We start from the raw sequence: 23,587 nt of genomic DNA on the forward strand, positions 1-23,587 counted from the left end.
CTCAATTATTAGTGTGTCAATTTTGTATGGCTGACTCTACAAGCATTAATAGGCTATATGCGGAAATAGACACACTTAAATCATTGGCAAGCAACTCACTCTATGTCATAAAAGACCTTGACGGCCAAGACAGTATTTCAATATCTTTAGATACAATTCGTAGCACCATATTCTATAAACGCATATACGGAAAAAACCATGATACTGCTTTTGAGGCATATTTAGAAAATGATTCCTTGATTTCGTTTGGATATTTTTTATTTCCCAGAGAATACATCACAGAAAGAGGATTCCCAATTTATTTGTGTAATTACAATAAAGTTGCTGGAGAAATTATGGAACGTCGGTACTACAATAGTAACAGGATGAACTTCATCTGTATTACAAGCATTAACAAAAAATCAAAAAAAGGAACAAAGATTAAATATGAAATCGATTGGGTAAGTAAGATTATAAAAGGAAAAAGAAAGGAGAGCCATGAATTCGGTATTGGATATTATTTCAATCATTCAGGTTTTGGGATTTAGAATGCAGGGTAATTTAGCCGAAGAGTTGGCCATGGATAACCCCCATTCTATCTTGAAAAACAAAGAAATTGGGCCATAATTTTTTGGGTGTTTACAAATAGTGATGTTTTGGCGAGCCTCTGCATGACGAATTAGAGAACCCCTCTCTTGGAGCGAGGCAGACAGACCATTGTGGAGGAAAGTCCGCCACGGGCAGGCTGTTTTTTCCCGAAAACCATTAGAGTGTCCAATATCCGCATAATTCGTTTAAAGGCATAATTCAAAAAAAAGGATTTTTTACATTTGTCATCAACGTCGCTAATGGGAGACACTGATTTAGATGAAAATAACAAAATCTAAAACCGACAAACCCATTGAAAATAGCTACAAAGATTTTATTCAACTAAGTTTTCATTGCTCATCCATTGGACTTAACAAAAACTTGGTAATAAGTGGATGTGCCTTATTCAAATTTTTTCTTCCACGAAGTACATGTCAAGTTCTCCTTTATTCTTCGCCTGAATTTTTCCTCTGTGCGTACAGATGAATTTGTCTTTTACCAGATTATAGGTAGTTCCGCTGATGTTTACTTTTCCCGTTTCTCCGCTATTTTCCATCCTACTTGCGGTATTAACAGTATCTCCCCAGATGTCATAGGCAAATTTCTTGATGCCGACAATTCCTGCTACAACCGGGCCTGTATGGATACCGATTCGAATTTCAAAGGGTTTCTTTCCTAAAGCAGTCCTTTCGGTTTTACGATTCAAAATAAAATGTAGAATCTCTAATCCAGCACCGACCACATCCACAGCATGTGTTTTGTTGGCCACAGGTAAACCTCCGGCACACATATAGCTGTCACCAATCGTTTTTATCTTTTCTAAACCATGTTTTTCTATGATATGGTCAAATGCCATAAAACAGGTATGAATTTCTTCTACCAATTCTCCGGCTGTCATTTGCTCTGACATCTGTGTAAAATCTTTAAAATCAGTGAATAAAACCGTCACTTCATCAAAATGTCTGGCCTTGGCACTACCCTTAGCTTTAAGTTCTACTGCAACTTCTTCGGGAAGGATGTTTAACAGCAATTCATCTGATTTCTTCTTTTCTGAAGTTAGTTCTTCTGTCCTTTTTGCTACAGTTCTCTCCAGTTTTTCTTTTTCCTCCCTGAGGTTCCGTTCCCTCCATTTGCTAAAAATCCGTAATGCCCCCAGAAATATTAATATATATATCAGATAAGCCCACCAGGTGCGGTACCAAGGGGGCAATACCCTAAAGGTGTAAGCAATAGGTTCTGTCCAAAAACCGTTGGCACCCAGGGCTTTTAGCCTGAAGGTGTACGTTCCTTCTCTGATATTGCCGAAACTGGCATTGGTTCTGTTGGTAACTGGGCTCCAGTTTTTGTCGTAGCCTTCCAATATGTATTGATATCTTACCAATTGGGGTTTTGAAGTTTCAATGGCCGTAAATTCAAAGGATATCTGGTTGTGCCGGAAAGGCAGTACTAAGTTTTGTGGTAATGGGTAAAATTTGGTAATGCTATCGAATTGAATATCACCAAACCTATTTATTATGGAATCATTTTCATCTTTCGACAATACCTTCTCATAGGCCCAAAATTCCTGTAGTAATGCTGTTGCACTATCTTCAGCATTTTGCCTTATTCCATTTGTTTTCAGATTATACCAGCAAATATTTTCTTCATTTACTTTAATCCTTTGAATAACCAAAACCGGAGGCTGTTTAATTCTTTGAACAGCTGCATAATCAAATCGTACCAGAGCCGATTTAGAGCTTCCAGTACCCGCCCAGATAATTCCCTTACTATCGCATAACATGGCATTGTTATTCACATCCTTTATTGGATAACCATTCGATTCATTGTAATATTCAAGTTCGGATTTTACCTCTGAAAAAGGCATAGAACTCATTTTAGCCGGAATGAAGGTAAAACCCAGATTGGTGCCGATAATCACATTGCCCTCCTTATCCTCTACTATATCATAAACTACGTCATTTGCCAATCCTTGCCCTATTGAGAAATTATCAAAAGAAACTTTACATACACTCTTGACTTTTTCAATATTTTCTTGTAATTCCTCCAAATTTCTTCTCAATAAACGACTCACCCCGCCGCCGTCCGTGCCAAACCAGATATTACCGCCTTTGTCCTCTAGGATACTATAAACCGTATTATTAGCCAGTCCCTGGGCTGTGGTAAAAGTGCTGAAGAATTTCCCGTCGAAACGGCTCACCCCGCCGTACAAAGTGCCGAACCAGAGATTTCCGTTTTTGTCCTCTAAAATGCTCGGAACCTTATTATTTGCCAGTCCCTGAGCGGTGGTAAAAGTGCTGAAGAATTTCCCGTCGAAACGGCTCACCCCGCCTCCTCCAGTGCCGAACCAGAGATTACCGTCTTTGTCTTCTAAGATGCTCCAAACCTTGTTATTTGCCAGTCCCTGGGCAGTGGTAAAAGTGCTGAAGGATTTACCGTCGAAACGGCTTACCCCGCCTTCAGTGCCGAACCAGAGATCACCACTTTTGTCCTCTAAGATGCTCCAAACCGAATTATTTGCCAGTCCCTGGGCTGTGGTAAAATTGCTGAAGAATTTCCCGTCGAAACGGCTCACCCCGCCGCCCAAAGTGCCGAACCAGAGATTACCGCTTTTGTCCTCTAAAATGCTCAGAACCTTATTATCTGCCAGTCCCTGAGCGGTGGTAAAAGTGCTGAAGGATTTCCCGTCGAAACGGCTCACCCCGCCTCCTCCAGTGCCGAACCAGAGATTACCGTCTTTGTCTTCTAAGATGCTCCAAACCTTGTTATTTGCCAGTCCCTGGGCAGTGGTAAAATTGCTGAAGGATTTCCCGTCGTAACGGCTTACCCCACCTTCAGTGCCGAACCAGAGATCACCACTTTTGTCCTCTAAGATGCTCCAAACCGAATTATTTGCGAGTCCCTGGGCGGTGGTAAAAGTGCTGAAGGATTTCCCGTCGAAACGGCTCACCCCGCCGCCCAAAGTACCGAACCAGAGATTTCCGCTTTTGTCCTCTAAAATGCTCCAAACCTTATTATTTGCCAGTCCCTGAGCGGTGGTAAAAGTGCTGAAGGATTTGCCGTCGTAACGGCTTATCCCGCCTTCAGTGCCGAACCAGAGATCACCACTTTTGACCTCTAAGATGCTCCAAACCGAATTATTTGCCAGTCCCTGAGCGGTGGTAAAAGTGCTGAAGGATTTCCCATCGTAACGGCTCACCCCACCGCCGGCAGTGCCGAACCAGAGATTACCGTCTTTGTCTTCTAAGATGCTCCAAACCTTGTTATTTGCCAGTCCCTGGGCGGTGGTAAAATTGCTGAAGGATTTCCCGTCGAAACGGCTTACCCCGCCATCGGTGCCGAACCAGAGATTACCGTCTTTGTCTTCTAAGATGCTGGAAACCGAATTATCTGCCAGTCCCTTAGCAGTGGTAAAAGTGCTGAAGGATTTCCCGTCGAAACGGCACACTCCGCCGCCATAAGTGCCAAACCAAAGATTACCAACATTGTCCATTACAGAACAACTAATTCCATCCAACGCCAGGCCATCGTCTGTGGTAAAATTTGTGAAATTGGATATGCCTCCATCACCCAGAATAAATGTTTTACCATCCTTATCCAATATGGGCTCCCCTTCTTTATTTCGCAATATCGGCAATGATATTTTTATGGGTGGCTTCAAATCAATGGAGGTTGTTACGCCATTGGAGCCAGATTTGGTATAGGAACCTCCCGCCTTATTTGGAATCTGCACTACTAAGGGCTTGGGCATCCTATCCAAAGAAATGATTTTGGGTTGCAGACTGTCGTGCAAGTCAGCTACTATAGTTATCTGTATGGGTGCAGATATATCCTGACCAATTGCTTTAATGATTTTTTTATTCTCCTGTTGGTTATTACAAGAGTAAAGAATAAGTACGGAAGCAATGACTCTGGTAAAATTATTCATAAGAAGCAAATCTAAGTTTATTTTGGATAGGTTGACGGATCAAGGCAACATCACCACCCTGGTGCGAGCTTCCTCTACAAGCGACACGTGTAGCATGCACCTAACGCAGTATTGGGTATTGGCAAAATTTGACAATCGTAAATGAAATTCAGGGATTCGAATACTCCCCGACAAGATTGCAAGTTAAGTCCGATAGTATTCGGGATTCCCGTGGATGTGCTTGCTATTTGGACTTCGGAGATTTTTAGGAGCCGCAAAAAGCAGGGAATGGATGGAAGGCAAAGTTGGTTTTCCGACAAACGCCACCCTATTTTGTCAACCAAGAATGGAAAATTTTGCGTTGTTTTGCATTAAAATTTGAGCGGATGAAATTTGGTGTTGTAATATTTCCGGGATCTAACTGCGACCACGATTTAATTGAAGTGCTGGAACGCACTTCTGGCCAAAAAGTGGAATTGCTTTGGCATAAAGATACCGACCTTAAAGGGGTTGACTTCGTGTTTTTGCCGGGCGGTTTTTCGTTTGGCGATTATTTGCGAAGTGGGGCCATTGCTAAACTTAGCCCCATTATGCAAAGCGTTATCGAACATGCCAACAATGGCGGATATGTGATGGGAATTTGCAATGGCTTTCAGATTTTGTGCGAGTCGGGTTTGCTGGAAGGGGCATTGCTACGCAATCAAAACCAATTGTTTATTTGCGAAAATGTGTATCTAAAAACGGCTTCCACCAACACCATAATTACTCAAAATTTCGATAAAAATTCGATTGTAAAAATACCCATTGCCCATGCCGAAGGTCGATTTTATGCCGACGAAAAAACCATTGCTGAGTTGATTGATAACGACCAAGTGTTGTTTTACTACTGCGATGAAAATGGACATGTGCATAAAGGTACAAACCCTAATGGTTCAACCATGAGCATTGCCGGAATTACAAACAAAAACAGAAATGTGTTTGGTATGATGCCGCACCCGGAACGGGCTGCCGATGCCAAATTGTTCAATACTGACGGCTTGGCAATGTTTGAGGGCATTATGGCTATGACCAACGCATAGAAGCCGTCTTTAAACCAATTAGTTTATTTGTCCAAACTTTTGTACAGTGTGCATAGCTCGATATGAATTGCACGATTTTAATGGCCAATTTTGTTGCATCTAATAAACGTTAAGATGCAATTAGAATTAGGAATGTATAGAACGACCAAGGGTTTTAAGACAAACCATAAGTCAACCGAATTAATTTGCGAAAACTGCGAATCGGCTTTTTTAGCAAATCGTAAAAATGCCCGTTTTTGCAGCTCAAGCTGTCGGTCGCAATTTTGGTTAAACAAAAACGACAAAAAAGTAATTACACTGGCTGTGCCCATCGATATGGACGATGATTATTTGGAAGAGGTAAAGGCCATGCTGCTCAACTACAAAAAAGGAGACGTTATAACTATTGGTAAACCTCAAAAAACCGAATCGGTGGTAGAACAACCTCGCGAAAAAATTTCGCTTCTTCGCAAAGAATCGATGATTTTTGATGATGTGGTGGATTTAAGAATGTACTTAGAAAGCAATGGGTTTGAAGACTATAAAGTGCCTAAAATGGACAATGGTATATATTACGATGAGGGTTTGACCATCAAGAAAATTGATGAGGGTTGGGAAACACTCATTTCCAAAAAAGTATCCTAAACGCAATTAGAAAAAACCGTTTCGGTTTTTAATATTTCGTTCTGTTCAACTCCTCGCCAGACTGGCCGTATTCGGTCCATGTTCCGGCTTTTCTACCCTTTTTATATTTGCCTTCAAAGTGTTTTTCTCCTGTAATGTAAAACTCAGTATAATCGCCATTTAACACGCCGTTTTTGGTTTCAGCCTCAATTTCAATTTTGTCGGTTCCGGCAAAAAACTTTTTGTAGATACCATCTTCCACAAACTGCATATCCGGTATGGAATCGTTGGCCGTAAACTCAGAGGCATATTTAGCGTACATTTCGGCCAAGTCGGCTTCGTTGGTTGGGTTCATTTCTTCGCCATTTCCTTCGTTTAACCTCAATGAAACTTCGGTTTTAAGCATGTCTCCATCGGCAACCAATGTTAGGCCAACACTTTCAAACGCATTGAAATATTTTTCGCTTTTGGCCATATTGGTTCTGCTTTCGGGTTTCATACGCTGCATCAACACATTGTCGAGATGCTGAGGGTTGGAGTACACCGTTACGCTACTCTCGGAGAGATCGTCTAAAAATCGTTGGTAAGAATCAAGTTGACTCAGTGTTTTGCTGTTTTCGTAATCTTCGATTTGGCCAATGAGGGTTTGTGGGTTGTTGGCAAAAACTACAAAATCGCCCAAAATGGTAAAGTAGGGTTTTTCTATTTTATCGAAAGCTTTTCCAAATAGTCGTTTAAAAATACCCTTTATGTCTAAGTATTGAATTTGATGATTTTTATAGTCGATTTGCCTGAATTTGGCCGGAGTGCGGTTTTTTAGGTGTTTGGTAATGGTGTTTAACTTTTTCTGGGCTTCGGCAATTTCTTCCGAACGCAGCAGAATAAGGTAGTTGTCGGATTTGTTCAAAGCATTGTTGTTTCTCAATTGAGCTACTGTCACCTCATTTCCAATCCACCCAAGCAAGTGTTCTTCTACAGATATGCCGAGCAGCTTTTCAATCAGTTTTTGATTAGGAATAAACTCGGCAGTTTCTAAAGATGGTTGTTTTAACACTTTGCTAAGGTTTTTTCTAAAATCGCCAAAAGAATTAAAATTAAAACTCATGTACCACGCTGTTCGGTTGCTCAAAACATCACCAGCTTTGTGGTCGCTTTTCCCAGAGTTTAGCACTGCCCGCAAATAAGAGTCACCTTCCGGGTTCAGGTTAGAAAAACCCTCTAAATGCCACTTGTTTTTTGGGGTCAAAAAATCCAAACAACTAAACCGCATCGATTCGCCAAGAGTTTTTATATCGGCTACATCGGTCATGTAGCAGGCCATCAGCTCGTCAAGCATCGAATATTGCACATACAACTGTGCCAACCCATCATTTTCGCATTTGTCTAAACAGGATTTAAAAAAAGTACTTTCGGCAAATTCAGGCTTCTCAAAGGCCTCAATAGATTGCTCTACCAATCCAGTTGTATAGCTGCACACCAACTGATCTTCTATTTGTGCAAAGGCCAGTTTTTCGCCCAAGTTGTCTGTGCTTTCCAGTATTTCTACATTGTGGTAAGTGTAGTTTTTTATTTTGTAATCAGATGATTTTAAGAGAGTTTCGATGCCTTTAAAAACAATTTTTCGTTTGGCACCCGACTTCAAATCGACGATAAACAAAAAGTCATAATTGTTTTTGGTGGTAGGGTGGGCAGAAATAATCGCCCTGCGGTCGCCCACCAATTTGAATGCAGTTTTATTGTTATCAATCAATGAGTCGAGGTAATTTGCATCTTCGGTCAAATCAGCAAACTCTGGGTGCGATTTGAGCACATTCCATATCGGGTGGCTGCTTAGTTCTTTCCAGTTTTTTATCGGTTTTTCGCAATCTAACACATACATGGCGTTGCCCGGAACAAGTTTTAGAGCATCTATATTGCCCACCTTGCCCAGCTTAAAATAAACCAACAAGCCAATTATTACCAGCAAAATCAATAGACCCAAAATTTTTAAGAATCTCTTCATAGTGTTGCAATTTAAAGGTTTGAATGTATGTTTTGGATGATTTTGTGATAATTTGCCGCAAAATTGTTAATTCAAAAAAAGCTGATTGTTTCAACTAACATATCGTTTGGCAGCAAGAGGGGTTTTATGGTATGGTTTGGCGTGTTTTTTCTTTTCCTTTATTTCAGAAGCTATTTTTTTATTACTGCAAACAAAGGTTTAGAATTTGACCAAACACTTTTTCAAACGGTTGCCAACCAGTTGCTTCATGGTCGCACATTGTATAATGATATTTGGGCCAGCAAACCGCCGATGATTTATGTCGTTGGTATGATAAACCATTATTTGCCCTACCGCATTTTAGAGTTTTTGCTCGGAGTGCTCACGGTGTTCAACATTGTTTCTATTGCCGGAAATTGGTTAAAAAAATGGTGGCAGGTTTTGGCTGTACTCATTTTGTTTTTAACACTTTTCTACAATGGGCTTTTGTATGGTCGAGGTGGATATACCGAAGAGTATGGCCTACAATTTCTTATATTATCAATCACTTTTTTATTAAAATTTCATCAAAACGAACAAAAGAAACAATTACTTTTTGCCGGAATATTTGCAGCAACGGCCACCTTGTTTAAAGAGCCATTTGTTTTTTCGATTATCCCGTGGTGGTTGTTTTTAGTTTTTACATACAACTTCAAAAAATGGATTCCTTTTGTGTGGGGTGGTTTGCTTGGGCTATTGCCGTTTACCTTTTATTTGCTGTTTACAGGGGGAGTTGGTGGTTTTCTAAAATATATAAACTATACCTCGGCATATAGCAAGTTTTTGGATTTAAACCTTATGCAAAAACTATCCATTGGCCTAAACAAATACCTCCAAATTTTTGAACCTATTGGCTCTTTTGCAGCCTTCTTACCCCTGCTCATATTTTTTGCATTTCTACTTCCAAGCACCAATAAAAAACTGTGTCTTGTCATTGCTTCACAGTTTGTAGTAGAGCTATTGAGCTGCTGTGTGTCGGGCTACACGTTTGGCCATTATTTTTTGCAGATGATTTTTTCTTATTCCATTGTTTCTGTAGTGGGCGTCGTTAGTTTGACGGAGTTCTTACAGCAACGAAGGTTTCCGTTTGTTAACACTGCTTTGTTGATTTTTGCTGTGGTATTTTCATATCAAAATCTCAACTCATTTCAACAAAATGGATCAAAAGAAAACCCAACATTATTGGCTAAGCCGTTTGAAAAAACAATTGAAAAGTACATTCCAACCGGAGCAAGTGTCTATATCGACGACCCGGATTTGGCAAGTTTTTATCTCAGAAATAAGTACTATACCAATTCGTACATCCCGATTCCGGTATTTCATTTTTTTGTTATTCAGGATGATTATGCCCAAGTGCGGTTTAACATATTCAAAAAAACACTGATAGAAAGGCCGAACCAATTCATTATTCAATCAAGTGAAACATTGGGTTTAACCAACAAATACAAGGATATAAAGGCATTTTTATTAGAGAAATATGAAAAAATATACGACTCAAAGATAGAAAACAAAGGCCTAATAATCTGGCGGTTAAAATGAAGTTTTGATTCGAATTTTTGACAAAAGGAATATTTTTTTCAAAAACTTTGTTTTCGTTGTAACTTTCCGAACTTTGATTCTATTCCCCTGCAAGTGACACTCCAAGAATTCAATATCTGCGTCAATCAACTGGGTCCTCGGTTGCTTCAATTTGCCGACAGGCAGATTAGCGATATTGAGCAAGCCAAAGATATGGTGCAGGAGAGTTTTATAGCCTTGATGAACAAACTTGACGGTGTGGAAACGGAAAAGGCCAAACCCTTTTTGTTTGCCGTGGTTCGAAACAAAGTCAAGGATTTTTATAAGCTAAAAAAAGATACTGTTGAAATTGAATCGCAACACCAAATTGGCAGTACTCAAGCGGCTTATGAGAGCAAAGACCTTGTATATAAAGCATTGGAAAAATTGTCGGCAAGAGATAAAGAACTGATTGTGCTTCGCGATTTGGAGGCATATAGCTATGAGGAAATTTCGGATATGGTAGATTTGAGTTTGGCTCAGGTAAAAGTCTATTTATTTAGAGCCAGAAAGGCTTTCAAAGAACAAATTATAAAGTTGGAGGTGTATCATGACAAATAGATTAAATGAAGAAAATTACGAAACCGTTTTCTTTAAATTGTTAGAAAACGAATATGACCAAACAGAAAGACAAGCTATTTTAAAAGAAATAGAAAACAATTCATTTTACTCGTTCGAGTGGGATTGTTGGCAAAAGGCCATGCTGCAAGATGAGTCGGAAAAATATGCCGAAGCACACGAATCATTTTTTGAAAATATTAAGGCTGAAGCCCTTGTGGTAGCCCAACCGGAGCGAAAAAGGGTAATACCCATGTTCCGAATTATTTCGGCCATAGCTGCATCCTTAATCATTGGCATTGCTGTGGTTATGAATGTTGACCGTACAAAACATACTCAAAACGGGGTTGTGGTGGTGAGCAATGACACGCTCAAAAATGAGCCCGTGCAGCAACAAGAAATAAAGGCAGCAGAAGAAAAAATGGCCCAATCACACGAAACGGAAGAAACCGAAACATTGGAAGAAATCAAGAATTGGATACCCAAAGAAGTGTATGTTGAGGTGCAAAATATATTAATCGACACATTTTCGGTTGATACGTTGATTCGATCTGAACAACCGATTGCGGTGTCTCCGAAGCCTTTTCCAACAATAAAACCAGACAGCACACCAAGAATTGAAATTGTTCAGGCAAAAGTGAAACCCTATACACGAAAATTTAGTGTTTCCAATACTTCGGTAGAGGCCACTGACATTGTTTATACCGTACGCGACATTGAAGAACAAAACATTAAACTTCTGGATTTGGTGGCAGATAAGCACATCACGTTTGTTCGGCAAAATGACAAGCTCTATTTGAAATTAGACGGCAACAATGAGAACCCAATATACATTGCACTCAGTTTCTAAAAAAACTAAATTCATCTGTAACTTTTAAAAAGTTGATTCTATAAAGAGGTATATAAAATATGTTATGAAAACAAAAATTAAAAAAATAGCATTTGGCATAACATTACTCACGGCCAATTCCATTTTTGCACAAGACGTGGTAAACGTTGGAATCAACGATGAGAATATTTCTGTAACCGCCCCCGAGCTAAACCACAAAGTATCTATAACCATTGAGGACAGCACATTCAACTACCAAATAGACATCATTAAGCTTCCAAAAGGTGTTACGTACACAGGTATGAGTATGAATTCGGATTCTAAACATGGCAAAAAACAAAAAAAGTTTACATCCAAGTTTTTTGATGAAGTAGGTTTGGGATACACGAATGTGTTGCCACAACAAATTTACACTCCATCTTATATTTGGACTTCTTGGACTCTTCCTTCTACCTTTACCTACACCAGAAGATCCTTTTTGCCCGATGCTGAAAATGGGGGATTCTATGCCAATCTAAATATCCGAAAAAAAGAACGACTATTTGGAAAATCAAAAAACTTCTATTATCACAATGCTACCAATATTCATTTTGCACAGCAATTTTTCTATGGGAAAATGGAATACAGACTATACGAGAACATAGAAAACCGTTCGACAGATTCCCTGCTTCTCCATACAGACATTAAGGCAGATATTGCTCTATCCAATCTTTATATAGGTAAAAAATTGGCACTTGGCTACAAAATTAATCGGATAAAAGGCTTATCGGTAGAGTATGGTTTGGATATCGCCGTTCGATTATTCAACAAAGAAAATGTCAACCTATATAACACAGAGGCTTGGTTGAATGATGTGCCAATATACAAAGACAAATATGATATTTACTTGTCTAACCTATTCAATCCGGGAGTAACCATCATGAATCGACTTGGAGTAAACTATAAACGATATAGTTTTAATTATGGTTACTCTATGGGAACAAGATATTTTGGTTCTGACACTGAAATATCTGGTCACGCCCAAAGCATTGGTTTTGCCTTTCGATTCAGATAAATTTTTTGTTGGCATTTAGCGTTAAAGCGAGGTTGGAAACAACCTCGCTTTTTTTTTTGAATGAGCGTATATATGCTCACGCTGTTTAATCCAAATTGAGTTTTAGGATTTCGCTCACTTTAGATTTTCTGATGATTATTCTATGTTTAGATAACATTTTTTGTTCTACTTGATTGTAACTTTTAAAAAGTTGATTCTATTATGAGGTATAAAAGAATATGTTATGAAACGGAATTTAAAAAACACAGCACTCGGAGTAATGTTAATTACAGCCAATTCCATTTTTGCACAAGACGTGGTAAACGTTGGAATCAATGATGAGAATATTTCTGTAACTGCCCCCGAGCTAAACCACAAAGTATCTGTAACCATTGAAGACAGTACATCCAATTACCAAATAGACATCATTAAACTTCCGAAAGGCGTTACCTACACCGGTATGAGTATGAATTCGGATTCTAAACATGGTAAAAAAGAGAAAAAGTTTACATCCAAGTTTTTTGATGAAGTAGGTTTGGGATGGTTAGGAATTATCCATGTAACAAATGTCACCCCTTCGGATATAAGTAGCTCATATAATGGAAAATCGGCAAATTACATAAGACGAGCATTCGTTCCGGAAGAGCAAAACGGTGGTTTTTATGCCAACGTAAATATCCGTAATAAAGAGAGGCCATTAGGAAAATCAAAAAATCTTTATTTCAGAAATGCTACCAATATTCAATATTCAAAGCAATTCTTTTACGGAGAGATGGAATATAGACATTACATAGTTTTTGGCAGTGGAATTCCGGACTATTTAAAGGAAGTTAACTATTACAAAACTGATCTGAGGCTAAGCAATCTTTACTTGGGCAAGAAGTTTGCACTCGGCTATAAAATAAACTGGGTAAAAGGTCTTTCGGTTGAAGGTGGACTTGATATTGGATTAAGATTGTGGAGCAACGAAGAGATTGAACTATACAATATTGGCCAAATCAATGAAGCTACAGTAAGTGATTATGATATTAAAATTCGCAATTTTGATAATCCAAATCTTACGTTTTTGTACCGCTTGGGAGTAAATTATAAAAGATATACGTTCAATTTTGGTGGATCTATGGGTTTTAGAGTGTACGGATCTGATAATTATTATGAAGGTTATGCTCGAAGCATTGGCTTTGCCTATCGGTTCTGATAAATTTTTTGTTGGCATTCAGACTTTTTAGCGAGGTTGTTTTCAACCTCGCTTTTTTATTGGTTGATTTTTTATGGTATAAAAAAATGAATGGTAAAGGCAGCTTAGCAACTTATAAATACTTTTGCCCTGTGAAAAAATATTGGGAAAAGCTAAAGCAAAAGTGGAACATTGACTCCGACCAAAGGATGATAAAGATTTGGGTCATTTTTGCCATCACGGGTTCGTTTACCGTTTTTGTTCGAAAATCACTTTTTAAAGTTTTAGGTATTCATATTGATGCAAAATGGTTGGCATTTTTGGTAAAACTTGTGGCAATCTATTTCATTTATCAATTGTTATTATTTTTGATTGGTTCCATTTTAGGTGAAAGCAAATTTTTTGGCTGGTTCATCAAAAAAATGAATTATCGATTTATTGGTAAAAAGGTAGAAAATTGAGTTATTCAAAAGAGCAAATTTTGTCGGCATTAAGCCATGTTGACGACCCTGATTTAAAAAAAGATTTGGTTACCCTCAACATGATTCAAAACATTGAAATAGAGGGAAATACTATAAAATTTGACGTGGTTTTAACCACACCGGCATGCCCGCTAAAAGACATGATTAAAAATGCGTGCATCAATGCGGTAAAACATTTTGTGAGCAAAGAACTTGAGGTTATTCCAAACATGACCAGCAAGGTTACAACAGCCAGAGAGGCAAAAGAGGTGCTTCCGCAGGTAAAAAACATTATTGCCATAGCCAGCGGAAAAGGGGGTGTCGGAAAATCGACGGTAGCCGCCAATTTAGCTTATTCTCTTGCCGAAAGCGGTGCCAAAGTTGGGGTATTAGATGCCGACATATATGGCCCTAGTATGCCCACTATGTTTGGCCTCAAAAACCAACATCCAAAACAAGTAGATGGCAAAATGGAGCCACTACTTTCGCAGGGTGTTAAGGTAATTTCCATAGGTTTTTTGGTACCCGAAGAACAAGCCATTGTTTGGCGAGGTCCTATGGCTTCGTCGGCTATTAGGCAGTTTACAACCGATGTAAATTGGGGTGAGTTGGATTACCTCATCCTCGATTTGCCGCCCGGCACAGGAGATATTCACCTAACGGTTACTCAACAAATTCCGGTGGATGGTGTGGTAATAGTAACCACACCACAAGATGTGGCTTTGGCGGATTGTAAAAAAGCCATTGGAATGTTTAAGAACCCTAATCTAAAACTGCCAATTTTTGGTATTATCGAAAACATGAGTTGGTTTTCACCGCCCGAACTGCCCGAAAAGAAATATTACCTATTTGGAAAAGAAGGGGGCAAAAAATTATCGGAACAATTTGATTTACAGTTGCTTGGAGAAATTCCGTTGGTAGAGGCTGTTCGGTTGGCTGCCGATGAGGGTACAGCTATTTCACGGCAGGAAAGTGTGAAACAGGCTTATGCCAACATTGCCGGAGAGTTGGCTCGCCTTGTGGCCGTTAAAAACAGCTTCAAACAAACAAATTCTTAAAATTTTACCATAAAAAAAGGGGCTGACACTGTCAACCCCAATTTTATATTAATACCTAAAAGTTACACTTATTTGTTGGCAACTAAATGCACTTCAAACTCGATGTCATCGCTGATAAAGTTGTCCTTAAGCATGGCAATTTTATTGGTTGTTCCGTTGCCCCAAGTAATCCCCCAATCATTTCTGTTGATGGTAAATTTACTTGTAGCTGTTAAACCATTTTCTGACATTGTTTGGGTAACAGGGATGGAAATTTCCTTTGTTATTCCTTTAATAGTCAAATTACCTTTTATAGTTTCTTTTCCACCTTGAGTAATCTCAAATTTTGCCATAGGAAATGAGTCGATATGAAAAAATTCAGCACTAGAAATGTGACCAACAAATTTTGGGTCAACTTTTTCCCCTTCGGGAACAACCTCAGCAATTTTTGTCATGTCAATAGTGAAATTACCTGATTCAATTTCATCTCCTTTCACAGAGAGCGTTCCATTAGAGATGGCAACGGTTCCGCTGTGAGTACCTTGAATAACCTTTTTTCCGGTCCACATAACTTTTGATTCAGCAGTATTTACGTTGTATGTAACGCTCTCTGCACTTGTACCCGCGGTGTCAGCAGCACCACTAGTTTCAACACCTTTGCTTCCGCCACCACATGAAGTCATAAACGCAACACTGGCAGCCATAGTCAAGAACAATAATGTCTTTCTCATTTTTAAACTTTTAATAATCTTTAATCAGCACAAACATTGCTTTTTTTCTAATTGTTTGAAAATGGATTTATTTTACCCTTCTTTTACATTATTATGACAAAAGGGTTTTTTGGCCAAGTGTAAAAGGGTGTTTGTTCAATCGTTTAATATTCAATATTTTTGGCCAATATGCGTACAATACTTATAGGTGCTTTATTGACATTTCATTTGTTGGCCGTTTGCCAAACTTCTGTTCTTATTCCAATGACCGACAAACTCAAAATTGGAGAAATTAATGTGTTTAAATCGGGCGTGGCACTCACGGTTTTCGATAACTATCAAACAGCAGGTTTTAACCCCAAAAGAAACTATATTTTGTTTGACTCCAACCTAAAAGCCATCGACACAATAACTGTAAACCCCAGTTTTCGTGACAAATATTCGGCAAGTTTTTATTCCGATAGCTTGTTTGCCCAATTTTTTTATGACTATCGATACGGAAATTTTACGCTGTATTGCATCAATAGCGATTTTTCGATAGATAGCTTTGGTGGAATGCTCAGCAAGCACATCTATGAACCGAAAATATGGATAAATCAACACAAAATGTTTTTACTAAACCACATGCCGAACCACGAAGAGCTGACAGTGTATGATTTAAAAAAGAGCACCTTCCGAACATTTGACGTTTCGGCTAAAACACGAAGAACAACATTCGATTATGTGTGCTTAACCACTTTGCAGCATTCTAACGATGTGCTTTTTGTGTGGCAGGAAAAAGGTAAAAAACATCATTACACATACGCTTATAGATTTGAAACGGAAACGGAATCAATGATGAAGCACAAAATAACTTTTCCTTACAGAACCATTCAAGCTGGAGTGGTGGAGACTGATGATGGAGACTTATTATTTGTGGGAACTTATTCCAAATATTTCAACCAAAATGCTTTAGGGGTATTTGCCGGTTTGGTGCAAGATGGTTCAGCTATTCGATATTCGGCAATGCCGTTTACAAAACTTACAAACTATTACAACTATCTTAATAATACAGAAAGAGAAAGCTTAAAACGAAAGATAGACAAAGCTGAAACACGAGAAACCGAACTGGACATACCAGAGAAATGTATGGTAACCTCAGTTAAAAAAAATGGGGATAGAGTTTCTCTTAGTTTAGAGGGTTACGAGCCGATTACCAGTAGCCCAACAGGAACAATAATACGCAATGGCCAAACCGTGGCCGGTTTGCCAAAATCAACCGACGGGTATTTTTTTAGCCACGCTTCCATTGTTCAATTCGATATGTTTACAGAGTTTAAGGGCGATTATTTTGTTAGTCTGGAAAGCGGCGAACTTATTTCCGCATTATCCCCTCGCTTAAATCCTTTTTTGTGCAGCGATACGGCATCATACCTCTATCAATTTGGTTTTGATGTGCGAACAGCCACCATTTTGCCAGGAAGAATTAAAATAGACATAGATACCAGCACAAACACCAATACGAATGAATTGTATTATACCAGCCGAAATGCCGTTCCCAATGGTTGCGGCTCTATCATTTCGTATGGATACAAATCGGGGAAGGGAGTATTACCAAACCTACGAAGGTATTTTTATATCGAAAAAGCAAAACTCCACTAATTTTGCGGCATGACATTTCCTAAAAAACATTTAGTTACTTGTGCGTTGCCTTATGCCAATGGCCCTTTGCATATTGGGCATTTGGCGGGTTGCTTTTTGCCCAGCGATATTTACGTAAGGTTTTTGCGAAGCAAAGGCAAAAATGTCATGTTTGTATGTGGCACCGACGAACACGGAGTTCCCATAACTTTAAAAGCAAAAAAAGACGGAATTAGCCCTCAGCAAGTGGTGGACATAAACCATAAAATTATCAAAGAAAGCCTTGAAAAATGGGGTATTCAGTTTGATAATTTCTCAAGAACTACCAACCCAAAACACCATGCAATAGCAAAAGATTTCTTCAAAAGATTATACGACAATGGTTCGTTTATCGAGGAAACGACCGAACAGTTTTATGACGAACAGGCGGGTCAATTTTTGGCCGATAGATACATAACAGGTACTTGTCCAAACTGCGGTTTTGAAGAAGCCTATGGCGATCAATGCGAAAAATGCGGTCGAACACTCAGTCCGGCAGAATTGATAAATCCAAAGTCAGCCTTAACAGGAAATATTCCAGTTAAAAAGCCAACAAAAAACTGGTTTTTGCCCTTAGATAAACTTCAAAATGAGTTTTTAAACCAATGGGTAGAAACACAAAAAGAAGTTTGGAAAACCAATGTTTTTGGGCAATGCAAAAGCTGGCTCAACGATGGGTTAAAGCCCCGGGCCATGACCCGAGATTTGGATTGGGGAGTTCCTGTGCCATTGCCCAATGCCGAGGGTAAGGTAATGTATGTGTGGTTTGATGCACCTATCGGTTACATTACATCAACAGCAGAGATAACAGAGGATTGGAAAGACTGGTGGCAAAACCCCGAAACCGAGTTAACCCATTTTTTGGGAAAAGACAACATCGTTTTCCATACCATTATTTTTCCGGCTATGCTGCATGCCCATGGCAACTATATTTTACCAACCCATGTGCCCGCCAACGAGTTTTTGAATTTGGAGGGCAAAAAACTCTCTACCAGTCGAAACCACGCGGTTTGGTTGCATGAGTATTTGGAGGATTTTGTAGACAAGGAAGATGAGTTGCGATATGTTTTGACCAGCGTGATGCCCGAAACCAAGGACAGCGATTTTAGCTGGAAAGATTTTCAAGCCAGAGTAAATAATGAATTGGTGGCCATTGTAGGCAATTGGGTAAACCGTGTAATGGTTTTAACACACAAGTTTTGCAATGGAACGGTGCCTGCAAACGAAGCTCAAAACCATTCCGAAATTTTGAACGAGACCAATGAAATAGCCAAATTGGTAGATGATTGTTTAAACAAATTTAGGTTTAGAGATGGGCTTGCCGAATGTGTGAATTTAGCTCGATTGGGTAACAAATTTTTGCAAGATACTGCCCCGTGGCATGTGATAAAAGAGGAAAACGGGCAACAAAAGGTGGAAGAGATTCTAAATGTTTCACTGCGGCTGGTGGCACAATTTGCCCAGGTTTGTGAACCGTTTTTACCCAAAACGTCAACCAAAATAAAACAAATGCTAAATCTTAAGTCAGAAAACATCATGGCCGGACAAACCATAAGCCAAGCCACACTTTTGTTTGAAAAAATAGAAGATGAAGCCATTGAGAAGCAAATGCAAAAACTTGAAAATCAAAACAAAGTGCAAACAACAACATCGCTTGAACCTGTAAAAGAAACCATTGTTTTTGATGATTTTGCTAAAATAGATTTACGGGTAGGAACTATTTTAGAAGCTCAAAAGGTGCCAAAGGCCGACAAGCTGTTGCAGCTGTTGGTAGATGTGGGTTTTGAAAAAAGAACCATTCTTTCGGGCATTGCCGAGCATTTTAGCCCTGAAGAATTGGTTGGTTTGCAAGTTACCGTAGTTTGCAACCTTGCACCCCGTAAAATGCGAGGCATCGAATCAAATGGTATGCTGCTTTTGGCCGAAAATTCCGAAGGAAAATTGGTTTTCGTTTCACCAAAAGCAGGTCTGGAAAATGGCTCGGTGGTGAGGTAATACTTGCTCCAACCCCAATAAAATAAATGACCTTTGGCAGAAAAACAGGCAATTTTGATAAAGAGAAAATACATAATACTGGTTATTCTATGCCTCCTATTCCAAGCTCTTTTTTGCTTTCGCTATCGTCTGATATTTTTCGATAACGAAATCCTCAATCCAAATCAATTTAAGACTCGTTCATTATTTTATTGGGGAACTATCGTTGTCGGTTTGGCAGCAATTTCTTTTTTATATCTTCGGAAACATCGAAAAGTGCTGGTTTTGTTGATTTGTCTAACCATTTCAATCCATTTATCTCAAGTCCCCGAAAGCATTGAAGTTACTTTTAACAAGAGGAAAATGGAAAGTCTTGCTCTTAACTTTCCTCTATCAGCTCATGATTCAAAATATAAAACAGAAAAACATTGTGGCGAAAATATTTTTCAATGCCAAAATGGAGATACCATTTTCTATTTTTTTCTGTATGTTAGAAAACAATCCGAATATCCGGCAATAGAGGGGTTTGGCTTTTTGTTCTACGATAAAAGACTGTCTGAAATAACCAGTACGAGTCTGCTTTTTTCAAAAAATTGGTTCGTAATAAACAAACCAAATATATCCAATTTATTAGGACAAAAAAAACCCCGCCATTAGCGAGGTTTTTATTAAAATAATGTGCAATTATTTCTTTTGTTGATCGGCGTAGTTAAACACCTTTTTAAGTATTTCTGTTGTTCTTTCTACAGGGTTTGCACGAATATTATCCTCTTGTTTTTTGATTTCGGTAAACAAAGCGGTCATAGCCAAATCGGTAACATACTGGTTTAAATCAGTGGTCACGTTTTTACCCATCACAGTGTTGTAAGCCGAGCTAATTTGTTTCCATGGTTCGTTGGCATTTACTTTATCTAACGAACTTTTTATAACGGGCAAAAACTTTTCTTTTAGTTGTGCTGAGGTGGCATTTTTAAGATAATTGGTGGCAGCACCATTGCCGCCTGTCACAATATTTATGGCATCTCTAATGCTCATAGCTTTTATGGCATCAACAAAAATGGGTTTTGCCTCGGCCATGGCGTTTTCGGCACCACGGTTCATGGCCGTAACAAGGTTGTCGAGATGTTTTCCGGCCAAGGCATTGGTAATTGGGTTATTTCTAATTTTTTGCTCGGCATCTCTTACTTCTTGAGGGAGCAAAATTTTGTAGGCTGCATTTTTTAAAAATCCATCGGTTTTGCCCAAAAAGTTCGTGCCTGTTCCAACACCGTTGGTCAAGGCTTCTTTAAGTCCCTGTGCGGCTTCACCTTCGGTGATGCCTCCAGTTACTTGGTTGGCTGTTTCAAGTGCCTGCAACAGTGTGTCGCAAGAGGATAGTGAGAAACTAAGTGCGATGATAAAAATCCATTTTTTCATTTTCTATTCTACATTTTAATTGGTGAGACTATTGTGTTGTTTTCAATTTTGTTCAAAAATATAAAATCAGTCCAGCGACTCATATATAACATCCATGATTTTTGTGCGAACACCCATGCTTACAAGTTTTTTGTTTTCGGCAGTTGGATAAACCCGATTTGAAAGAAAAACATAAACCAAACCATTTGCAGGGTCGGCCCACATAATGGTGCCCGTAAAACCGCTATGTCCAAAACACTGGTAAGAGGCATAATCTGAGGCCGGATTCACTTTTCTTCGGTCGTTTTCGGGCTTGTCAAAACCCAAACCTCGTCGGGAGTCGGCAAATTGATATTTAGTAAACTCTTTTATGGTTTCGGCATGCAAAAGTTGTTTACCGTTGTAATATCCGCCATTAAGCAACATTTGCAGCACAGCGGCCACATCGGCACTATTGCTAAACAAACCTGCATGGCCGGAAACGCCGCCAAGCATTGCAGCACCTGGGTCGTGCACATATCCATGAACAAGTGTTCTTCTAAAATCGGCGTTATCTTCGGTCGGCACTATTTCAGACAAATCAAACTTATCCAACGGTTTAAAAGTCATGGTTCGCAAACCCATGGGCTGGTAAAAAACGCTATCAACATATCGATCAAATGGTGTGTGTGTCACATTTTCGATGGCAAATCGCATCAACATCATACCCAAATCGCTGTAATTGTAATTGCCTGGGTTTTTTACATCCGAATCATAAATTTCACCAAACACTACTTTTTGATAGTCTTTGCACATATATAGGTTGTCGGCCACCTTCACACAAAATTTCTCAGAAGGAATTTTTGAATAAATAGTGTCGTACGCAATAGGGTCGCTTATGGTAGCTTCATAAAATGGAATAAAAGGTTTTAATCCTGCAGTATGGGTCAACACTTGTTTTATGGTAATATGATTTTTGTTAGTAGTATCCAAATCGGGCAAATATTTGGCCAATGGGTCATTTATTTTCATTACAGAATCTTCTACCAGTTTCATAACTGCAAGCGTTGTTGCATTTACTTTAGTTATAGAAGCCAAGTCATACAAATCATCGTTTACCACCATGCGGCTGCCGTTGTACGTGTGTTTTCCAAACGATTTTTGATAAACAACTTTGCCATCTTTGGCTACCAAAATTTGGCAACCCGGCATAGCTCCATTGCTGATGGCATCTTTGGCAATGCTGTCTATTTTTAGCAAATGTTTTTCACTCATGCCCACCTCGGCAGGCTCGCCAAATTGAAGAATTTGCAAATCGGGCACAAGACTTTTGCTGTATAGTTTGAACTCTTGACTAACCGATACGGGCAAAAAGGCATCGGCAGGAATGGCTCCAAAAAGCATTTGAGCAGCTTTTGTTTGGTTGGTTTTATCATCCTGATAGGCCATTACCACCGTTTTCATTCCGTCAAAAAATGCCAGATTGTAGGGGTTTCCGAAGTCAACAAAAACACACTTTTTTTCATGATTCAATTCTTTTAAAAATTTGGCAGTGGCCAAATTTACCCCATAGTTATTTTTAGGATAACGACTTGTATTGTGCATACTCACAATTATCAAGTCATAGTCTTTTAGTTTACTTTTCATGTTTGCAGCCACATTAGCTGAAACAGCTGAGGATACCTCAAAATGTTGAACAGCATGATAATGCTCAATGGTTTTTTGAAACTCATTATATAGTCCTCCACCAACACTCAAGGTGGCAATTTTTGCTTTGCTGTTTACGCTTATGGGCAACAAATTATCTTGGTCTTGCACCACACACAGTTGCTTAGAAATGAGTGAATTGAGCAGGAATGTGGCATAATTAGAGTTCAATTCTTCCAACAAATTCTCTTCGGCAGCAGGCTCATAGTTGTCCAAACCCAACCATTGTTTTGCATAAAGCACTTTCAGCACTTTTGAGTCAATGTACTCTTGCGAAATTTTGCCAGTAGCCACCGCATTTTTGATTACTTGAATAGCTTTTGGCACATCTGTTGGCCCAAGCAAAATGTCGTTTCCGGCAATAAGAGCTTTCAACTCTAATTCGCCGGGTTGATAGAATTTGGCAACGCCTTGCATATTCAAAGCATCGGTAAAAGCAAGTCCATTAAAACCAAGCTCATTGCGAAGCAACCCGTTAATACCTTTTTCTGAAATAGATATTGCAGTATTGGCTCTGTTGTCGATGGCTGGTATATAAAGGTGAGCAGTCATGATGCTCATTACCCCACTATCTATCAAAGAACGAAACGGATAGAGCTCAATCGAGTCAAGTCGTTCTCTGGAATGATTAATAACGGGAAGATCTTTATGCGAATCAACGTCAGTATCACCATGTCCGGGAAAATGTTTGGCACAAGCAATTACGTTTTCGGTTTGCATACCTTTGGCATAAGCCCATCCTTTAGCAGCTACATTTTCGCGACTTTCACCGAAAGAACGGTAGTTGATTACCGGATTTTTAGGATTGTTGTTTACATCCACCACCGGAGCGAAGTTCACGTGAATACCCATACGGCGGCATTGGCGGCCAATTTGACGACCCATCTGAAAAATAATATCGTTGTCGGCAATGCCACCCAAACCCATTTGGTATGGAAACGAAGTCGTATTGCTTAACCGCATGGCAAGACCCCATTCTCCATCAATGGCTACCATTAATGGTGTTTTGCTTATAGATTGATAGTCGTTTGTAAGTCGAAGTTCGCTCAAAGGCTCTCCTTTAAACAAAATAATGCCTCCCACTTGATATTTGTCAACGGTATTTCGAACAGCATCTAAGTGAGCCTGCCCGTATGTTGGACGAACCTCAATCATCATTAGTTGAGCTATTTTTTCGTCCAAAGTCATTTCGCTCAACTTGGTTTCTGCCCAACTGTCGGTGGCTGATTTTTGCTCAGGTGCAAATAACAAGGCAAATGGGAGAAGAAGACTCACCACCAACGCTATTTTAAACCCAATGCTTTTCATTTTTCTGTTTTTTTAAAAATGTTACTCAAA

At 39.2% G+C, this 23,587-nt stretch carries 17 protein-coding genes; 12 read left to right on the forward strand and 5 right to left on the reverse strand.

The genetic code is table 11. From position 1 onward, the window contains the following. Positions 1 to 26 precede the first annotated feature (26 nt). Positions 27 to 527 carry a hypothetical protein gene (locus H6607_08935; protein ID MCB9262484.1) on the forward strand — a complete coding sequence of 167 codons (501 nt, stop codon included), beginning with the start codon at positions 27 to 29 and terminating at the stop codon, positions 525 to 527. Positions 528 to 973: 446 nt separating this feature from the next. Here H6607_08935 and H6607_08940 read toward each other — a convergent pair whose 3' ends face one another. Next, positions 974 to 4,492 carry a hypothetical protein gene (locus H6607_08940; protein ID MCB9262485.1) on the reverse strand — a complete coding sequence of 1,173 codons (3,519 nt, stop codon included), beginning with the start codon at positions 4,490 to 4,492 and terminating at the stop codon, positions 974 to 976. Between the two features lie 365 nt (positions 4,493 to 4,857). Between H6607_08940 and purQ the strand changes: the two genes are divergently transcribed. Together purQ and H6607_08950 are read left to right on the forward strand one after the other, a co-directional pair. Continuing rightward, positions 4,858 to 5,550 (forward strand): phosphoribosylformylglycinamidine synthase subunit PurQ, encoded by a 693-nt coding sequence (gene purQ, locus H6607_08945; protein ID MCB9262486.1) that lies wholly within the window; start codon positions 4,858 to 4,860, stop codon positions 5,548 to 5,550. Positions 5,551 to 5,664: 114 nt separating this feature from the next. Beyond that, entirely contained in the window at positions 5,665 to 6,174 is a 510-nt protein-coding gene (locus H6607_08950; protein ID MCB9262487.1) for a hypothetical protein, read from the forward strand. Positions 6,175 to 6,202: 28 nt separating this feature from the next. On the opposite strand, the gene H6607_08955 is transcribed toward H6607_08950, so the two are convergent. After that, positions 6,203 to 8,155, reverse strand: a complete 1,953-nt coding sequence (locus H6607_08955) for a DUF3352 domain-containing protein (GenBank protein MCB9262488.1) — start codon at positions 8,153 to 8,155, stop codon at positions 6,203 to 6,205. A gap of 126 nt (positions 8,156 to 8,281) precedes the next feature. On the opposite strand from H6607_08955, the gene H6607_08960 reads away from it, so the two are divergent. From H6607_08960 to H6607_08990, 7 genes are all read left to right on the forward strand, one after another. Then, a complete protein-coding gene (locus H6607_08960) occupies positions 8,282 to 9,712 on the forward strand; it encodes a glycosyltransferase family 39 protein (GenBank protein ID MCB9262489.1) in 1,431 nt (476 codons plus the stop codon). Positions 9,713 to 9,805: 93 nt separating this feature from the next. After that, a complete protein-coding gene (locus H6607_08965) occupies positions 9,806 to 10,291 on the forward strand; it encodes an RNA polymerase sigma factor (GenBank protein ID MCB9262490.1) in 486 nt (161 codons plus the stop codon). Further along, complete coding sequence (locus H6607_08970; protein MCB9262491.1) at positions 10,281 to 11,138, forward strand: hypothetical protein; 858 nt, start codon at positions 10,281 to 10,283, stop codon at positions 11,136 to 11,138. Before H6607_08965 ends, H6607_08970 begins: the two co-directional genes overlap by 11 nt. Positions 11,139 to 11,202: 64 nt before the next feature. Further along, complete coding sequence (locus H6607_08975; protein MCB9262492.1) at positions 11,203 to 12,171, forward strand: hypothetical protein; 969 nt, start codon at positions 11,203 to 11,205, stop codon at positions 12,169 to 12,171. Between the two features lie 223 nt (positions 12,172 to 12,394). After that, complete coding sequence (locus H6607_08980) at positions 12,395 to 13,348, forward strand: hypothetical protein (GenBank protein MCB9262493.1); 954 nt, start codon at positions 12,395 to 12,397, stop codon at positions 13,346 to 13,348. A 131-nt stretch (positions 13,349 to 13,479) separates the two neighbouring features. After that, the gene (locus tag H6607_08985) at positions 13,480 to 13,788 is read left to right on the forward strand and encodes a prolipoprotein diacylglyceryl transferase (protein MCB9262494.1); all 309 of its coding nucleotides are present in this window, start codon (positions 13,480 to 13,482) and stop codon (positions 13,786 to 13,788) included. Beyond that, on the forward strand, positions 13,785 to 14,846 hold the full coding sequence (locus H6607_08990) for an Mrp/NBP35 family ATP-binding protein (protein ID MCB9262495.1): 1,062 nt from the start codon (positions 13,785 to 13,787) through the stop codon (positions 14,844 to 14,846). Before H6607_08985 ends, H6607_08990 begins: the two co-directional genes overlap by 4 nt. 68 nt (positions 14,847 to 14,914) lie before the next feature. Here the strand turns inward: H6607_08990 and H6607_08995 are convergent, their stop codons facing one another. After that, positions 14,915 to 15,556: a YceI family protein gene (locus H6607_08995; GenBank protein MCB9262496.1), complete on the reverse strand. Its 642-nt coding sequence runs from the start codon at positions 15,554 to 15,556 to the stop codon at positions 14,915 to 14,917. A 168-nt stretch (positions 15,557 to 15,724) separates the two neighbouring features. Between H6607_08995 and H6607_09000 the strand changes: the two genes are divergently transcribed. Together H6607_09000 and metG are read left to right on the forward strand one after the other, a co-directional pair. Further along, complete coding sequence (locus H6607_09000) at positions 15,725 to 17,176, forward strand: hypothetical protein (GenBank protein ID MCB9262497.1); 1,452 nt, start codon at positions 15,725 to 15,727, stop codon at positions 17,174 to 17,176. Positions 17,177 to 17,185: 9 nt separating this feature from the next. Then, positions 17,186 to 19,189, forward strand: coding sequence for a methionine--tRNA ligase (gene metG / locus H6607_09005; protein MCB9262498.1), 2,004 nt, complete (start codon positions 17,186 to 17,188; stop codon positions 19,187 to 19,189). A gap of 663 nt (positions 19,190 to 19,852) precedes the next feature. On the opposite strand, the gene H6607_09010 is transcribed toward metG, so the two are convergent. Both H6607_09010 and H6607_09015 read right to left on the reverse strand, forming a co-directional pair. Then, positions 19,853 to 20,584 carry a DUF4197 domain-containing protein gene (locus H6607_09010; protein ID MCB9262499.1) on the reverse strand — a complete coding sequence of 244 codons (732 nt, stop codon included), beginning with the start codon at positions 20,582 to 20,584 and terminating at the stop codon, positions 19,853 to 19,855. 66 nt (positions 20,585 to 20,650) lie between these two features. After that, the gene (locus H6607_09015) at positions 20,651 to 23,557 is read right to left on the reverse strand and encodes a serine hydrolase (GenBank protein MCB9262500.1); all 2,907 of its coding nucleotides are present in this window, start codon (positions 23,555 to 23,557) and stop codon (positions 20,651 to 20,653) included. Positions 23,558 to 23,587: the final 30 nt, after the last annotated feature.

Source organism: Flavobacteriales bacterium (assembly GCA_020635395.1).
Taxonomy (GTDB): Bacteria; Bacteroidota; Bacteroidia; order NS11-12g; family UBA9320; genus UBA987.

Bases quoted from the DNA above. Each gene is read 5' to 3' on its own strand.
- H6607_08970 (MCB9262491.1), top strand. From the start codon at position 10,281: ATGACAAATAGATTAAATGAAGAAAATTACGAAACCGTTTTCTTTAAA.
- H6607_09010 (MCB9262499.1), bottom strand. From the start codon at position 20,584: ATGAAAAAATGGATTTTTATCATCGCACTTAGTTTCTCACTATCCTCT.
- H6607_08980 (MCB9262493.1), top strand. From the start codon at position 12,395: ATGAAACGGAATTTAAAAAACACAGCACTCGGAGTAATGTTAATTACA.
- H6607_08975 (MCB9262492.1), top strand. From the start codon at position 11,203: ATGAAAACAAAAATTAAAAAAATAGCATTTGGCATAACATTACTCACG.
- H6607_08995 (MCB9262496.1), bottom strand. From the start codon at position 15,556: ATGAGAAAGACATTATTGTTCTTGACTATGGCTGCCAGTGTTGCGTTT.
- H6607_08935 (MCB9262484.1), top strand. From the start codon at position 27: ATGGCTGACTCTACAAGCATTAATAGGCTATATGCGGAAATAGACACA.
- H6607_09015 (MCB9262500.1), bottom strand. From the start codon at position 23,557: ATGAAAAGCATTGGGTTTAAAATAGCGTTGGTGGTGAGTCTTCTTCTC.
- purQ (MCB9262486.1), top strand. From the start codon at position 4,858: ATGAAATTTGGTGTTGTAATATTTCCGGGATCTAACTGCGACCACGAT.
- H6607_09000 (MCB9262497.1), top strand. From the start codon at position 15,725: ATGCGTACAATACTTATAGGTGCTTTATTGACATTTCATTTGTTGGCC.
- metG (MCB9262498.1), top strand. From the start codon at position 17,186: ATGACATTTCCTAAAAAACATTTAGTTACTTGTGCGTTGCCTTATGCC.
- H6607_08940 (MCB9262485.1), bottom strand. From the start codon at position 4,492: ATGAATAATTTTACCAGAGTCATTGCTTCCGTACTTATTCTTTACTCT.
- H6607_08960 (MCB9262489.1), top strand. From the start codon at position 8,282: ATGGTATGGTTTGGCGTGTTTTTTCTTTTCCTTTATTTCAGAAGCTAT.
- H6607_08955 (MCB9262488.1), bottom strand. From the start codon at position 8,155: ATGAAGAGATTCTTAAAAATTTTGGGTCTATTGATTTTGCTGGTAATA.
- H6607_08950 (MCB9262487.1), top strand. From the start codon at position 5,665: ATGCAATTAGAATTAGGAATGTATAGAACGACCAAGGGTTTTAAGACA.